Origin of the sequence: Streptomyces sp. NPDC091377 (assembly GCF_044757045.1) — a bacterium.
In the GTDB taxonomy this organism is placed as follows: domain Bacteria; phylum Actinomycetota; class Actinomycetes; order Streptomycetales; family Streptomycetaceae; genus Streptomyces.
Genome location: NZ_JBIVUE010000010.1, coordinates 172302 through 187204 on the forward strand (window position 1 = coordinate 172302; position 14903 = coordinate 187204).

At 72.3% G+C, this 14903-nt stretch carries 15 protein-coding genes and 1 pseudogene; 10 read left to right on the forward strand and 6 right to left on the reverse strand.

Annotation, left to right across the window (positions count from 1 at the left end):
* The first annotated feature begins 35 nt into the window (after positions 1–35).
* The 7 genes from ACIQNG_RS22820 to ACIQNG_RS22850 all read left to right on the forward strand — a co-directional run bounded on the left by ACIQNG_RS22820 (position 36) and on the right by ACIQNG_RS22850 (position 5610).
* The gene (locus ACIQNG_RS22820) at positions 36–941 is read left to right on the forward strand and encodes a DMT family transporter (protein WP_401487331.1); all 906 of its coding nucleotides are present in this window, start codon (positions 36–38) and stop codon (positions 939–941) included.
* A 276-nt stretch (positions 942–1217) separates the two neighbouring features.
* Positions 1218–1796, forward strand: coding sequence for an NUDIX hydrolase (locus ACIQNG_RS22825; protein WP_401487499.1), 579 nt, complete (start codon positions 1218–1220; stop codon positions 1794–1796).
* A 60-nt stretch (positions 1797–1856) separates the two neighbouring features.
* On the forward strand, positions 1857–2249 hold the full coding sequence (locus tag ACIQNG_RS22830; protein WP_401428946.1) for a YidH family protein: 393 nt from the start codon (positions 1857–1859) through the stop codon (positions 2247–2249).
* Between the two features lie 140 nt (positions 2250–2389).
* Entirely contained in the window at positions 2390–2692 is a 303-nt protein-coding gene (locus ACIQNG_RS22835) for a DUF202 domain-containing protein (protein WP_401487333.1), read from the forward strand.
* A 194-nt stretch (positions 2693–2886) separates the two neighbouring features.
* Positions 2887–3183 carry a hypothetical protein gene (locus tag ACIQNG_RS22840; protein ID WP_401428941.1) on the forward strand — a complete coding sequence of 99 codons (297 nt, stop codon included), beginning with the start codon at positions 2887–2889 and terminating at the stop codon, positions 3181–3183.
* 183 nt (positions 3184–3366) lie between these two features.
* The gene (locus ACIQNG_RS22845; protein WP_401487335.1) at positions 3367–4389 is read left to right on the forward strand and encodes a phosphotransferase family protein; all 1023 of its coding nucleotides are present in this window, start codon (positions 3367–3369) and stop codon (positions 4387–4389) included.
* Positions 4390–4395: 6 nt separating this feature from the next.
* Positions 4396–5610, forward strand: a complete 1215-nt coding sequence (locus ACIQNG_RS22850) for an acyl-CoA dehydrogenase family protein (RefSeq protein ID WP_401487337.1) — start codon at positions 4396–4398, stop codon at positions 5608–5610.
* Between the two features lie 151 nt (positions 5611–5761).
* On the opposite strand, the gene ACIQNG_RS22855 is transcribed toward ACIQNG_RS22850, so the two are convergent.
* Positions 5762–6355 (reverse strand): TetR/AcrR family transcriptional regulator, encoded by a 594-nt coding sequence (locus tag ACIQNG_RS22855; protein ID WP_401487339.1) that lies wholly within the window; start codon positions 6353–6355, stop codon positions 5762–5764.
* A 186-nt stretch (positions 6356–6541) separates the two neighbouring features.
* On the reverse strand, positions 6542–7306 hold the full coding sequence (locus ACIQNG_RS22860) for an SDR family oxidoreductase (protein WP_401487341.1): 765 nt from the start codon (positions 7304–7306) through the stop codon (positions 6542–6544).
* A gap of 154 nt (positions 7307–7460) precedes the next feature.
* On the opposite strand from ACIQNG_RS22860, the gene ACIQNG_RS22865 reads away from it, so the two are divergent.
* A complete protein-coding gene (locus ACIQNG_RS22865; RefSeq protein WP_401487343.1) occupies positions 7461–8741 on the forward strand; it encodes an exo-beta-N-acetylmuramidase NamZ domain-containing protein in 1281 nt (426 codons plus the stop codon).
* A 116-nt stretch (positions 8742–8857) separates the two neighbouring features.
* Here the strand turns inward: ACIQNG_RS22865 and ACIQNG_RS22870 are convergent, their stop codons facing one another.
* On the reverse strand, positions 8858–11656 hold the full coding sequence (locus tag ACIQNG_RS22870) for a penicillin acylase family protein (RefSeq protein ID WP_401487345.1): 2799 nt from the start codon (positions 11654–11656) through the stop codon (positions 8858–8860).
* 234 nt (positions 11657–11890) lie between these two features.
* Here ACIQNG_RS22870 and ACIQNG_RS22875 point away from each other — a divergent pair, with 234 nt between their 5' ends.
* Positions 11891–12493 (forward strand): hypothetical protein, encoded by a 603-nt coding sequence (locus ACIQNG_RS22875; protein WP_401428922.1) that lies wholly within the window; start codon positions 11891–11893, stop codon positions 12491–12493.
* 206 nt (positions 12494–12699) lie between these two features.
* On the opposite strand, the gene soxR is transcribed toward ACIQNG_RS22875, so the two are convergent.
* A complete protein-coding gene (soxR, locus tag ACIQNG_RS22880; RefSeq protein WP_401487347.1) occupies positions 12700–13161 on the reverse strand; it encodes a redox-sensitive transcriptional activator SoxR in 462 nt (153 codons plus the stop codon).
* A 122-nt stretch (positions 13162–13283) separates the two neighbouring features.
* Here soxR and ACIQNG_RS22885 point away from each other — a divergent pair, with 122 nt between their 5' ends.
* Positions 13284–13745, forward strand: a complete 462-nt coding sequence (locus tag ACIQNG_RS22885) for a MaoC family dehydratase (protein WP_401428917.1) — start codon at positions 13284–13286, stop codon at positions 13743–13745.
* Positions 13746–13895: 150 nt separating this feature from the next.
* Here ACIQNG_RS22885 and ACIQNG_RS22890 read toward each other — a convergent pair.
* Both ACIQNG_RS22890 and ACIQNG_RS22895 read right to left on the reverse strand, forming a co-directional pair.
* Positions 13896–14513 (reverse strand): annotated as a pseudogene (locus ACIQNG_RS22890) (TetR/AcrR family transcriptional regulator); the annotation flags it as partial.
* Positions 14514–14601: 88 nt separating this feature from the next.
* The gene (locus ACIQNG_RS22895) at positions 14602–14889 is read right to left on the reverse strand and encodes a YiaA/YiaB family inner membrane protein (RefSeq protein WP_401428914.1); all 288 of its coding nucleotides are present in this window, start codon (positions 14887–14889) and stop codon (positions 14602–14604) included.
* Positions 14890–14903 lie beyond the last annotated feature (14 nt).

A 14903-nucleotide genomic window follows, 5' to 3' on the forward strand; every position in this document is an offset into this window, starting at 1 on the left:
ACCCCGTGTCCCGGCCGGATGATCTGAGGTACAGCGTGTCGGTTCTGGTCCTGGTTCTCGCCGTGAGTGCCGCGTGCTGCCTGGGCTTCGGTTTCGTCCTCCAGCAGAACGCGGCCCAGAAGGCGCCGCTCGGCGATTTCCTCTCGCCGCGGCTGCTGCTCGACCTGATGAAGGTGCCGCGCTGGCTCGGCGGCATCGGGCTGATGGCCGCGGGCATGGTCCTCGGCGCGATCGCGCTGGGCCAGGGACAGCTCTCCCTCGTGGAACCCCTGCTGGCGACCAACCTCCTCTTCGCCCTCGCGCTCTCCCGGCGCCAGACCAGACAGCCGCTGGGCCCCCAGGGCTGGGCCGGGCTCGCGCTGCTCGCGGGCGGTGTCACCACCTTCATCGTGGCGGGCGAGCCGCAGGGCGGCACCGCGCTGACCTCTCCCCTGCGCCACTGGCTGATCATCGGTGTGATGGTCGGTCTCGCGGCGCTCCTCACGGCCTGGGCCAAACGCTCCCGGCTCAGCTCCGGCCCGGTCCTGCTGGCCCTGGCGGCGGGTCTGCTCTACGGGGTGCAGGACGCCCTGACCCGGGTCAGCGGACAGCGCTTCGGCGAGGGCGGCCTGGTCGAGCTGCTGACCGGCTGGCAGCCGTACGCCGTGCTGCTCCTCGGCGTCACGGGGCTCATCCTCGTGCAGAGCGCCTTCGAGACGGCGTCGCTGCGGATGTCGCTGCCCGCGCTGACCGCCGCCCAGCCCATCGCCGGGATCATCTGCGGCGTCGGCTTCCTCGGCGACCGGCTGCGCACCGACGCGGGCGCCCTCGCCTGGGAGGCGGCGGGCCTCGCGGGGGTCGTCGTGGGCATCGTCCTGCTGGGCATGCACCCCGCGATGCCGAGCGGCGCGACCCGGCGGGTGCCGGGGGTGGCCCAGCTCCAGCCGGCCCGGCCCAGCTGACCCGGCCCGACCCAGCTGACACCGGCCCGACCCAGCTGACACCGGTCCGGCCCAGCTGACAGCGGTCCGACGGCAGCCCGACAGCGGCAGGGGGCTCTCCGGGCTCCGGCTCCGGGCTCCGGGCTCCGGCTCCGGGCTCCGGGCTCCGGGCTCCGGGCTCCGGGCTCCGGGCTCCGGGCTCCGGGGCGACCCTGCTTGGATGGCCGTATGACCTCATCGGACGAATCCGTGGACCCGGACCCGAGCCCCTCACCTCAGCCCGCTCCGCAGCCCGCTCTGGACCCGGCTGACGAGATCCTCGACCTCGTGGACGAGCGGGACCAGGTGATCGGGCGGGCCCCGCGCGGCGCGGTGTACGCCCGGGGGCTGCGGCACCGCTGTGTGTTCGTCCTGGCCCGCGACCCGGACGACCGGATCTTCGTCCACCGCCGCACCCCGACCAAGCTGGTCTTCCCCTCCCGCTACGACCTCTTCGTCGGCGGGGTCGTCGGCGCGGGCGAGTCCTACGACACCGCCGCCCTGCGCGAGGCCGAGGAGGAACTCGGCGTCACGGGGCTGCCGCGACCGACGTACCTGTTCAAGTTCCTCTACGACGACGGCGCCGACCGCAGCTGGTGGTCCAGCGTGTACGAGGTGCGCTGCGCCCTGCCGGTCCACCCCCAGCGCGAGGAGGTCGCCTGGCACGCCTTCCTGCCGGAGGCCGAGGTGGAACGCCACCTGGACACCTGGGACTGGGTGCCGGACGGGCTGGAGGCGTACCAGCGGCTGCGGGCCCGCGCACGGGCACAAGCCACGGACACGGACACAGGCACGGACACGGGCACAGGCACGGACACGGACACAGGGTCTCGGTGAGGCGCGGGCCGGTGGTGCCCCGACCGGAAGGGACGGTGAGGGGCGGTTAAGGTCGGGCAGGTGAGCGAATTCGTGCGGAACGTCCGGCTGTGGTTCGGCCCCGAGCGCGTCCGCGAGGAGGGCAGCACCCCCGACTACCGGTTCTCGCTGGCGAACGAGCGCACCTTCCTGGCCTGGCTGCGTACCGCGATGGCGCTGGTCGGCGGTGGTTTCGCGGTCGATCAGTTCCTCCCCGACCTGCGCTGGGGCTGGCGGGTCGGACTCGCCCTCGCGCTGCTCGCCGCGGGCGTCCTGTGCTCCCTGCGCGCGGTCGACCACTGGGTGCGCTGCGAGCGGGCCATGCGCCAGGGCGAGGATCTGCCCGTGTCCCGGTTCCCGGCCGTGCTGAGCCTGGTCGTGGCGGCCGTGGCCCTCGTCATGGTGGTCGTCGTGCTCGCCGGACGGGACACGTGAACGGGGCACACCCCCCGAACGGCCCTGCGGGCGACATCCCTGGAGGCACCGCCGGAGGTCCCCCCGAAGGCCCGCCTGGAGGCACCGCCGGGGGTCCCCCCGAAGGCCCGCCTGGAGGCACCTCGGGAAGCGCCGCCCCCGTGCGCGACCCCGGGCTCCAGCCCGAGCGGACGCGGCTGGCGTGGCGCCGTACGACACTCGCCGGCACCGTCGTGGCCGTCCTCGCCGTGCGGACCACCGTGCGCGACGGGATCACCCCCGCCGCGGCCGTCGCCTGTGCCGCCTGCTGTCTGCTCTGGCTGGGCTTTCTGCTCATCGCCCACCGGCGCATACGCGCCCTCGCGGCCCTCGCCCCGCCGCCCGCGCTGCCCCCGCGCCAGGCCGCCGCGGCGACGCTGTGCACCGTGGCGCTGGCGGTGTGCGCGGCGGCGCTCGTCTTCTGAGCCCCGCCGCTACTGAACCCCGCCGCTACTGAACCCCGCCGCTTCTGAACCCCGCTTCTGAACCCCGCCGCCGCTTAAGGGGCGGCCGTACGGGGTACAGGGAGGAGGGCTGACCGATATGCCCCCATTTCGCCTCCCTTCCGCCCCCATTCCCCCCCCGCCTACTTCTCCACTCCGCCCCAAAGGTGAGCACGATGACCACCACCCACCTGGAACACTCCTCCCACGCGCACACCCACGGCCCCGACTGCGGCCACCCGGCCGTCCGGCACGGCGACCACGTGGACTACGCGCACGACGGCCATCTGCACCGCGCGCACGACGGGCACTGGGACGAGTGCGAGTCCGAGGGGCACACCGCCCACGCGGACCACGAGCACCGGCACGGCGAGGGCTGCGGCCATGAGTCTGTGCTCCACGGCGACCACGTCGACTATCTGCACGACGGCCACCGCCACGCGGCGCACGCCGGTCACTGGGACGACCACTGACACCGAGGCGCGCGAGGCGCGCAACCCGTTCCGCATCGGCATCCCCGACGGCTCCCCGCGTTCCCCGCGGGGAGCCGTCGGCCTAGGGTGGCTCCGATCACGTTCGCCCAGGGCACCCTGGACGGCATACCGACCGGTCGGCATGATGTGTGACGTCCCGTTCACGCATCCGTAGGAGCGCTGATGGCTGCCGACCACCCGCCCGGTCTCGATCCCGTCGCCCTGCGTGCCCTGCTGGATCGCGAACGGCCCGGGCTGGTGCGGGGCCCGCTCACCGGCCGGCTGATCGAGGGCGGACGGTCGAACCTCACCTACGGGGTCACCGACGGCACCGCGCGATGGGTCGTCCGGCGGCCCCCGCTCGGCCATGTGCTGGCCACCGCGCACGACATGCGCCGCGAGCACCGGGTGATCAGCGCGCTGCACCCGACCGGCGTACCCGTGCCGGAGCCGGTGCTGCTGTGCGAGGACGAGACGGTGCTCGGGGCGCCGTTCTACGTGATGGAGTACGTGTCCGGCACCCCGTACCGCACCGCCCAGCAGCTCGCCCCGCTCGGCCCCGAACGCACCCGCGCCGCCGGCTTCGGGCTGGTGGACACCCTGGTGGAGCTGCACGCGGTGGAGCCGGAGGCGGTGGGGCTCGGGGACTTCGGGCGGCCGGACGGCTTCCTGGACCGTCAGCTGCGGCGCTGGGGCAAGCAGTTGGACGCCTCGCGCAACCGCGACCTCGCGGGCATCGGGGAACTGCACGCCTCACTGGGCCGCGCGCTGCCCCGCTCCCCCGCAGCCACCGTCGTCCACGGCGACTACCGGCTGGACAATGTGCTGCTCGACGGCGACGACCGGATCACGGCGGTCCTGGACTGGGAGATGTCCACGCTCGGCGATCCACTGACCGATCTGGGCCTGCTGGTGATGTACAGCATCCCGCTGGGCGCCCCCGAGTCACCGGTCTCCACCACCGCCGAGGCCCCCGGGCACCCGGCCCCGGCCGAGCTGGTCGAGCGGTACGCGGCCCGCTCGGGGCGCGATGTCTCGGCGATCTCCTGGTACACGGCGTTCGCCTGGTTCAAGCTCGCCGTGATCCTGGAGGGCATCCACTACCGCTACACCCTCGGCCGGACGGTCGGGCCCGGCTTCGACCGCATCGGCGACCTCGTGCCCGTCTTCATCGCGCACGGGCTGACCACTCTTCAGGAAGGCTGACCGGTCATGGACTTCGCGTTCGACGCCCGCACCGAGGAGCTGCGTGGCTCCCTGCTCGCCTTCATGGCGGAGCACGTCCACCCGGCCGAGGCCGTCGCCGAGGAGCAGCGGGCGGCCCTCGCCTCGCCGTGGGACACCCCGCCGGTGGTGGCGGAGCTGAAGGCCGAGGCCCGTAGGCGGGGGCTGTGGAACCTCTTCCTGCCGGACAGCGAGTACGGCGCCGGTCTCACCAACCTCCAGTACGCGCCGCTCGCGGAGATCACCGGCCGCTCCCCCCACCTCGCGCCCACCGCGACCAACTGCGCGGCCCCGGACACCGGGAACATGGAGGTGCTGGCGCAGTTCGGGGACGCGGAACAGCGCAAGCGGTGGCTGGAGCCGCTGCTGGCCGGGGAGATCCGCTCGGCGTTCGCGATGACCGAGCCGGAAGTGGCCTCCTCGGACGCCACCAACATCACCACCCGGATCGAGCGGGACGGCGACTCGTATGTCGTCACGGGCCGCAAGTGGTACATCTCCGGGGCGATGAACCCGGACTGCGAGATCTTCATCGTGATGGGCAAGACGGACCCGCGGGGCGCGGACCCGCGCCGCCAGCAGTCGATGGTCCTGGTGCCGCGCGACACCCCCGGTGTCACGGTCACCCGGGCGATGCGGGTCTTCGGCTACGAGGACCACGCGCACGGCGGCCACGCCGAGGTGATCCTCGACCACGCCCGCGTACCGGTGTCGAACCTGATCGGCGAGGAGGGCGGCGGCTTCGCCATCGCGCAGGCCCGGCTGGGCCCCGGCCGCATCCACCACTGCATGCGGCTGATCGGCATGGCGGAGCGGGCCATCGAGCTGATGTGCCGGCGCGCGGTGTCGCGCACGGCGTTCGGCCGGCCGCTGGGCACGCAGGGCGTGGTCCACAACTGGATCGCCGACGCGCGCGTGACGGTCGAGCAACTGCGGCTGCTGGTGCTGAAGACGGCCTGGCTGATGGACACGGTCGGCAACAAGGGCGCCCACACCGAGATCCAGGCCATCAAGATCGCCACCCCCCGCGCGGTGGTGGAGATCCTGGACCGGGCGATCCAGTTGCACGGGGCGGGCGGGGTGAGCCAGGACTTCCCGCTGGCCGAGCTGTACGCCGCGGCCCGCACCCTGATGATCGCCGACGGCCCGGACGAGGTGCACCAGCGGTCACTGGCCCGGCGGGAGCTGAAGACATACCTGTAGTGCCGGTAGTGCCGGTAGTGCCTCTAGTCCCTGTAGTCCCTGTAGTCCCTGTAGTCCCTGTAGTCCCCGGAGTGCCTGGAGGGCCGTGGTGCCTGTGGCGGAGGCGGTGGTTCTGTCCGGGAACCCGCTGCCCGCCGCTCAGGAAACGTTTCTACGGCCGCAGCGCCCGCAGCAGCAGATCGGCGAGGTGGTCGGCGACCTGCTGGGGGCTGAGGGGGCCGTCGGGGCGGTACCAGGTGGACAGATGGTGGACGGAGCCGAAGTGGTAGTCGACCACCAGGTCGGCCGGGGTCGCGTCGGAGAAGACGCCCTCGCGCTGACCCTCCTCGATCAGCGCGCGGAAGCGTTCGTGATAGCGCCGCCGCTCGGCGCGGACCTGCTTGTTCTTCTCCGGGCTCAGATGGTGCATCGAGCGGAAGAAGATCATCGCGTCGTCCAGGTTCTCGATGGTCGTGACGACCACGTCCGCCGCGGCGGCCCGCAGCCGCCGGTCCACCGGCTCGTCCGCGTCCGCGAACGCGTCCAGCCGCTCCTGCTGGACCCGCAGCACGCGCGCGTAGACCTCGTGCAGCAGATCGTCCTTGGAGCCGAAGTAGTGGTAGAGCGCGCCCTTGGTGACGCCCGCGGCCTCCACGATCTCCTGCACGGACGTACGGTCGTAGCCCCGCTCGGCGAAGAGCCGGGTGGCGGCGGCCAGCAGCCGCTGCGGTACGGGTGAACCGTCCGCGTCCGTCGTTCTGGGCACTGCCGCCACCTGCCTTCCATGAGCTTCCACTGGTTCTCGCGCCGGCCTTCTCCCGCCGGCCCGCTCCCGTACGCCTTCTCGCACCGGGTTCCCGCGAACGGGAGCGCGACTCCCGACGGGGGATCTTCCCATCCGCCGCGCTCGGCCGGTCGGGCAGGATCCCGGCGGAGATCCGCCGGGGCTCGGCTACCCCTTGTCCTCCCAGGTGCGCTGGAGGTGGTTCATCCCGCTCAGCCAGCGGTCCGGATCGGAGGCCCGCAGCCGGTAGTACCCGGCGGCCTCGGGGTGCGGCAGGATCAGGAAGCGGTCCTCGGCCATGCCCTTGAACAGCGCGTCCGCCACCTCCGACGGTTCGATCGCCGTCGGCCTGAGCACCAGGTCGCCCGCGCTGCCGGTCGCGTCCAGCATGTCGGTGCGCACCCCCTGGGGGCAGACGGCGTGCACCTTGAGGCCCCGGTGCCGGTAGGTCAGGGACAGCCACTCGGCGAAGGCGTACGCGCCGTGCTTGGTGACGCTGTACGGGGCCGCCCCGATCATGGTGAGCAGCCCGGCCGCCGACACCGTCGACACGAACCGGCCGCCGCCCCGCTCCAGCCACCCGGGCAGCAGCGCCCGCGCGGCCCGCACATGCGCCATCACGTTGACGTCCCAGGCCAGATCCCAGATCGCGTCCTCGGCGGCCTCGGAGCCGCCGGTGGCCACCCCGGCGTTGGCGCAGTAGACGTCGACGGCACCGCCGAGGGCGTCCATGGCCGCACCGACGACGGTGGACGCGTCCCCGACGACGGCCACGCCTCCGATCTCCTCGGCGAGGCCGACGGCCCGGCCCTCGTCCAGGTCGTTGACGACGACCCGGGCCCCCGCCGCGGCGAACCGCCTGGCGAGGGCGGCCCCGATGCCCCCGCCACCTCCGGTCACGACGACCCCGGCACCCCGCAAGCTCTCCACCATCACCCTCCAGAGCGGACCGACACCTTCCCGATCTCCAGACTAACCAGTCGGTATGTGCCGGAGAAGGCTGCGGTCACCGCCCGCTCGGCAACCGGTCCGGTCCGGGGCGGCGCGCACCCTCCCCACCGCCCTCACCACCCCCTACCGTTCCGTCATGCCCCCAACAAGACGCACGGTCCTCGCGGCGACCACCGCGGCCCTCACCGTCCCGGCCGCCACCGCCACCGCCACCGCCACGGCCGCGGGCACTCCCGCGGCCCCATCCCCCGCCTCGGCATCGGAGGACCGCACCCGCCTCCGTACCGGCTTCGAACGGCTCCAGGCCGACGGCTACGCCGTCTTCGGGAACGACCGCATCGGCATCGTCACCAACCCCACCGGTGTCACCCGGGACGTCCGCCACCTCGTGGACGTCATGCACGCGGACGACAGGGTGAACCTCACCGCCGTCTTCGGCCCGGAGCACGGCTTCCGCGGCACCGCCCAGGCCGGTGGCTCGGAGGGCCGCTACGACGACCCGGCGACCGGGCTGCCGGTCTACGACACCTACCAGAAGTACGGCAGGCCGCTCGCCGACATCTTCACCGCGTCCGGAGTGGACACCGTCGTCTTCGACATCCAGGACGCGGGCGCCCGCTTCTACACCTACATCTGGACGCTCTACGACTGCATGGAGGCGGCCCGGCTCGCGGGTAAGCGGGTCGTGGTGCTGGACCGGCCGAACCCGGTGACGGGCCGTCGCGCCCAGGGCCCGGTGTTGCACCCGGAGTTCGCCTCGTTCGTCGGGCGGCAGCCCATCGCGCAGGCGCACGGGATGACCGTCGGCGAGTTGGCCCGGCTGTTCAACGCCGAGTTCCTGACCGCGCCGGTGCCGCTGGACGTCGTACGGATGTCGGGGTGGCGGCGGTCGGACTTCTACGACGCCTCGGGGCTGCCGTGGGTGCCGCCGAGCCCGAACATGCCGACGCCGGAGACCGCGCTGGTGTACTCGGGGACCTGTCTGTTCGAGGCCACCAACCTCTCCGAGGGGCGCGGCACGACCCGTCCCTTCGAACTGCTCGGGGCCAAGGATCTCGACGGCCGCTGGGCCGCCGCCGTCAATGAACTCGGGCTGCCCGGCGTGCGCTTCAGGGAGGCGTACTTCACGCCGACGTTCTCGAAGTTCCCGAACCAGACCATCGGCGGGGTGCAGGTCCATGTGCACGACCGGGAGACGTTCGACCCGGTGCGTACGGGGATCGCCCTGCTGATCACCGCCAAGCGGGCCTGGCCCGGCTTCGTCTGGCGCCCGGACTGGATCGACAAGCTGACCGGCTCCACGCTGGTCCGCACGATGATCGACGCGGGGGCGGGGACCGACGAGGTGGTGGCCGGCTGGCAGGACGAACTGCGGGCGTTCCGGCGGACGCGCGCGGAGTATCTGCTCTACCGGTGACCGGGGACGCGGAGTGTCTGCTCCACCGGTGACCGGGGAGGGGCGTACGGCGGCGCCCCTCCCCGTCCCCTCGTCCGCGGGACGTGGACTCCGTCATCGGCGGGACGTGGACTCCGTCACCGGTGGGACGTGAACTCCACGACCTGCTGGTACGTCGGCCTGTTCTGCCAGCTGATCAGGGGGTGCTTGATACCGCCGAGGGCCCGTTGGTCGAGGGCGTCGGCGCACCACTGGTCGCCAGCGGCGCACCGGGTGTCGCCGGGGTAGACCTGGGCGGGGGTCTTCGCGGCGGCCTCCTTGAGGGTGGTGAGCAGGGCGGAGCGGCAGGCGGTGAGGCTGCCGGCGCCGCAGTAGGTGTCGCCGAGCGGGCCCCGGACGCTCTCGCCGAGCACGGACCGGAGATCTTTGTCGACATAGCTCCACCAGCCGTACTGGAAGGCGCTTCCGGCGTGGGCGCCGGTGGGGCCGTGGGCGGCGGACGGGGCCTCGTCCACGGGCAGGTTGGCGGTGACGGCGGTGTACAGGCCGGTGCCGAGGCCGGGTTCGAACTGGGCTTTCACCAGCAGCGGCCACCAGGCGTCGAGAACGCGGATCGCCTCGGCGTGGGCGTAGGTCTTCGACCCGGCCGAGGTCTCGGTGCGTCGGCCGCCCGCCGCCAGCCACGCCTGGAGCCGGTCCACCGCCGGGGCCGCCGCCGGGTCGGTGACGGGGGTGCTGGTGAGCACCCTCAGCAGCGCGGGCAGGACCTGCTCCGCGCGCAGGTCGGTGAGGCCCGCTTCGGCCATCGCCTTGACCAGCGAGGACCGGGTCACACCGCCCTGCTGGACCAGTTTCCTGACGCGGTCGTCGAGCAGATCGCCGCGGTGCACCGCGCCGTTGCCCCAGGACGCGGAGGCGTAGTCGGTGGCCTGTTTGTTGTTCCAGGAGATGTAGTAGTCCTGGTCGAGGGAGTGGGGGTGTTGGGAGGGCGGGGTGTGGTCGGCGGTGTTGGTCGCCGGGTCCCAGCCGCGCCATTCGTACGCCGGCTGCGCCCAGGCCGGGAACTCGGGGTCGACGCCGGTGGCGCGGACCGGGTTGTCGCCGCTGTTGTAGTACGCGGTGTGCGCGGAGTCGGCGTAGAACCAGTTGAAGGTGAAGTTGATGTGCTGCACCGCCCGCTGGAAGCCGGCCGGGCCGTCGACGTAGCCGGGGTCGTTGAGCATCTGGAAGCCGACGATCGACTCGGCCTCGTTGAGGAAGGAGGAGCGCAGGGTGGTGTAGGCGACCTTCTTGCCGCCGACGGTGGCCCGGTACTCGACGGGACCGTACTTCGTGCGCCATACGCGCATGGTGTACGAACCGGCCGGGGTGCCGTCGGCGACGGTCGGCTTCCAGGCGTTCTTCCGCTCGACCTTCTCCATGGGCGTGCAGACGCCCCGGAAGAGGTAGTGGTGGTCGTCCTGGCACAGTTCGACGGCGTAGGTGTCGATGATGTCCTGGCCCGAGGTGGTGGCGCTCCAGGCGTAGTCCTGGCCGCGGCCGAGCAGGACGTACATGCCGAGTCCGGCGAAGGTGGCGCCGCGGGCGCTGATGCCGGGGCCCTGGAGTTCCTGGAGCATCAGGAGCTGGGGCGCGAAGTAGCCGGTCTGCGGTCCGAAGACGGCGACGGGGTGGCCGCTCGCGGTGTGCTCGCCGCTGACGACGAGGGCGTTGGACATCCCGCGCCGCGCGGAGGAGACGGCGGCCTCGGCGACGGCGGCGGAGGTCCGTGCGGCGGTCCGGGTGGCGGCGCTGCCGGTGCGGTCGTGGATCAGCGGTTCCCGGGTGACGGAGCCGGGGTCGGGCAGGGCGGCGCCGCGCGGGTCGGCGGGTCTGCCGCCGTAGGGGAAGCTGCCGTCGTGGACGGTGAGCGCGGCCTCGGGGTCGTTGCGCATCCGGAACGACTCCCACACCTCGGTGCCCTTCACCACCCCGTACCTCTGCTGGGCGGCGAGCAGGGAGAGCGCGTTGTCGACCTCGCCGCCGCCTCCGGCGCCGAAGAGGGTGCCGATCACGGAGGCCAGTGCGATCAGGTCGGTGGGTTTGAATCGCTCGATGGTGCCGGCGTTGGTGATCGAGTCCTTGTGGCCGGTGAGGACGTACTCGCCGGGGAAGTACCGGCCGCGGTCGGAGGCGTCGATGTAGGCGTTGATGCCGTCGACATAGGCGGCCACGTCGGCGAGGGCCTGCCGGCCGCGTTCGCCGTTGTTCGCGGCGGCGCGCTCGATCTGGGCCTGGAGATCGGCCTCGGTGTAGGGGGCGTTGCGCCAGAAGGTCTGTTCGAGGGCCTGGTTGTCGGGGGCGCCGCCCGCGAACGGGGTGAGGTTGCCGCGTCCCACGTTCCGGAACAGGTCCATGAGCCAGAGCCGGTCCTGGCCCGCCGCGTAGCCCGCGCCGAACTCGGTGCCGTAGCGGGTGGTGCCCGTGATGTGCGGCACACCCGTCTTCTTGTCGCGGACGATGGTGACGTCGGTGCGGCCCGCGGGCTTGAGGGTGGAGGCGACCTGGTCGGCGGGGACGCCGAAGGAGGCGTCGTTGAAGAAGGTGTTGAGGGTGGAGTCGGTCAGCGACTGGTGTCCGGTGGCGAGCCGGGCATAGGGCCCGAGCTGGTCCTGCGCGTGTTCGGGCAGGGTGCCGAACGCCTGGTTGAGCAGGATCTGGGCGAGGGTGGCGTTGCCGTTCTGGCCGGGCGGCAGGATGTCCGAGCACCGGCCGCCGCAGTGGTCCGCGACCGCCGCCGTGTCGGCCGCCTTGGGGGGCACGGCCGAGGCGGCGCGGGACAGCGGGGACAGCAGCCCGGCCATCAGGACGCAGACGAACGCGGTCTTCAGGAACCCACGAGGGCCGTGGGGAGTTCTCATTCTGTCGAGGGCGGTGCGTGGGGTGCGCCGTGACATGGCGGCTCCTCCCGACGGGGATGGAGCCGGGACGTTACCGGCGGTACTTCCGGGTTAAAAGGTGAACATGCGTCAAGTCAGGGGACGCTCCCACCACGGTGCGGGGCCGCCGAGAAAATCAGGGGGAGCGGGAAGGGAGCCGAATCGCTTGTCGATACGTCTATTCGGCGACGTCCGTACGACGACGCCGCAATGACCGAAGTACAGGTGCAGGTGTGACGGAGGTGCAGGGCGATGGCCGGATTCCGAAGTCTGGCAAGACAGGTGCGCGACCCTCGGTGCGATCTGGCGCTGCGGCGCTATTCGCTGCGCAAGTGCCTTGAGCGGTTCGCTCCCTATGGACACAGAGCCACCTGGGATCATCTCTGCTCCCGGGCCGGGTTCGGTCCCGAGGACCGCTCCCCCGACCCGGTGCGGCTCGTGGCCGCGCTGGAGGAACTGGAGGAGGCGCGGGCGGTCTGGCAGGGCTACGAGACCGAGTTCGCCGAGCGCCGCAAGAAGGAGAAGCACGACGGGTTGCGCCGGCCGGGCAGTGTGGACGACTGGCACCGGCTGACCTGGGGCGGCTTCGGGGTCGCCTGGTGCGACGACCCGAAGGTGCACCCGGACGACTCCCTGGCCGAGGTGCTGAGCCGGTTGATCGAGGCCCTGGAGCGGGAGCCGGGCGCGGAGTGCCCGGTCTGCGGCGGGGAGCGCCTCGTCTGGAAGTACGAACTTGACCACGAGCCGTCCTCCGGCCCGGTCTGCACGGACTGCGGGATCCTGGTCCCGCGCCCGGTGCTCACCCCGGAGGCACTGGCCTACGCGAGGCGCGGACGCATGCTCATGTCGGCATAGCGAGCGGGCCCCACGGGGCCCCGGGGGTGCGCCGGGGATGCCGCACCCCCATGAAGACCGAACGGGCCGTTCCAGGGCGACGGGACGACGCCCTCAAGGGCAACGCCCTGTAGGGCACCGCCCCAAGGGGCGCGGGGAACTGCGCGACCGGCCACCCGACCACCCGCACCCGGCACGCACGCCCCCTCCTCCCCGGCGTGCCGGCGCTAGCGCCCGCGTTCCACCAGCAGCCGCGACCCCACCCGCCGCTGCCCGAACTCGTCGTCCGGGTTGGACAGCACGCACGACTGCAGGGAAAGACACCCGCAGCCGATACAGTCCGCCAGATGATCCCGTAGCCGGTTGAGCTGCTTGATCCGCTCCTCCAGCTCAGAGCGCCACGCGTCCGACAGCCGCGCCCAGTCCTCCCGGGTCGGCGTCCGCTCCTCGGGCAGTTCGGCGAGGGCCTCGCGGATCGTGGCGAGCGGGATGCCGACCCGCTGCGCGGCCCGTACGAACGCGACCCGCCGCAGCGCGTCCCGGGAGTAGCGCCGCTGGTTGCCGGATGTACGTCGGCTGCTGATCAGGCCCTTGGACTCATAGAAGTGCAGCGCGGACACGGCGGCGCCACTGCGCGCGGAGAGCTGGCCGACGGTGAGTTCATGGACGTTCTCGGGAATCTGAGGCATCACCCGCAACCCTACCGACCGCACCCGGCTCCCTCCGTTGACATCCGCCCCACCCCCGACCATGCTAAGCAGTTGCTTAGCAGAGATCGAGGACCGATGGGTGCGAGCGAGAGGCAGTGAGCATGGCAGAGCCGAGGATCTTCCCTTCCGTCGACGCGCTGCGGGCCGCCGTGGGCGAGCCGCTGGGGTACACGGACTGGGTGGAGATCGACCAGAAGCGGATCGATCTGTTCGCCGAGGCGACCGGCGACCACCAGTGGATCCATGTCGACCCGGAGCGGGCGGCGGCCGGACCGTTCGGCACGACCATCGCCCACGGCTATCTGACGCTGTCGCTGCTGCCGCTGTTCGCGCCGCAACTGCTGACCGTCGAGGGTGTGTCCATGGGCGTCAACTACGGCACCAACAAGGTCCGCTTCCCCGCCCCCGTCCCGGTCGGCTCGCGGCTGCGCGCGACCGCGCGGATCTCCGGGGTGGACGAGGTGCCGGGCGGGGTGCAGGTCACGGTCGCGTTCACCGTGGAACGGGAGGGCGGGGAGAAGCCGGTCTGTGTCGCGGAGTCGGTCTCCCGCTACCACCTCTGAGCCACGCCGAGCCGGTCAGCTCCCGGGCCTGCCCGGCGTGCCGGGCTTCCCCGACGTGCCGGTGGTGCCGGTCGTGCTGGGCGTCCCGGTCGTGCCCGACGTGCCGGTGGTGCCAGGCGTCCCGGTCGTCCCGGTCGTCCCCGGCTGGTCGGCCCCGACCATCCGCAGCACGAGGGCGGCGTACATCGCGCCGACCTCGTCGGGGGTCCAGGGGCCGTTCGTGCTGAACCAGCGGGCCACGTCGATGCAGAGGGACAGCACGGCGAGCGTCGTACCGCGCACGTCGAGCACGTCGAACTCGCCCGCGGCGACGCCGTCCTCGATGATCCCCCGGACCTCGGCGTCGCACCGCCGCCGCAGCGCGACGATCTCGGCACGGGCCCCGGGACCCAGCGAGTCCAGTTCGTACTGCACGACCCGGGCGGTGGTGCGGCCTCCGGCGTGCCAGCGGACGAACGAGCTGACCGCGTCGGCCAGACGGTCCCTCGCCGTGCCCTCGCGACCGGACGCCGTGCGCAGGATGTCCAGCGCCCGCTCATGGCCGATACGGCTGATCCGGTGGAGCAGTTCTTCCTTGGTCTTGTAGTGGATGTAGAGCGCGGCCGGGCTCATCCCGGCGCGGCCCGCGATGTCACGCGTGGTGGTGGCGTGGTACCCGCGCTCGGCGAAGGCTTCCACCGCGGCGACCAGCAGCCGCCGTGCCGCGTCGGGAGTGACCTCGGCCCACGGCCCGCTCTCACCGCCGACCGTCTCCTCCGCCGTACTCATCGCTGATGCGCTCCTCTCACTGACTGGGGCACCACCATACAGCCGAGGGTGAGCGGGCGCTTAGCACACGGCTTCCCGGAGGGCGGGTTCAGAGCTTCTCGAAGGGGTCGTGCTCGGCGAGGAGCTTCTCCAGGCGTGCCTGGTCGACCCGGCTGACGATCTGCCCCGCCTCCGCCCGGTCGCGGACCACCTTGGCGAGGGTGAAGGCGGAGGTGACGAGATAGAGGACGGCGATGCCCAGAAAGGCACGGACCCAGGTGTCGGCGTCGAGCCGGAAGATGCCGACGGCCGTGGCGCCGAGGGCGATGGCGAACGAGGCGACGGCCTGACCGTGATAGGCGGCCGTGGTCTGCTGTTTGACGGGTGTGTCGGTCATGCGGACCAGAGTCG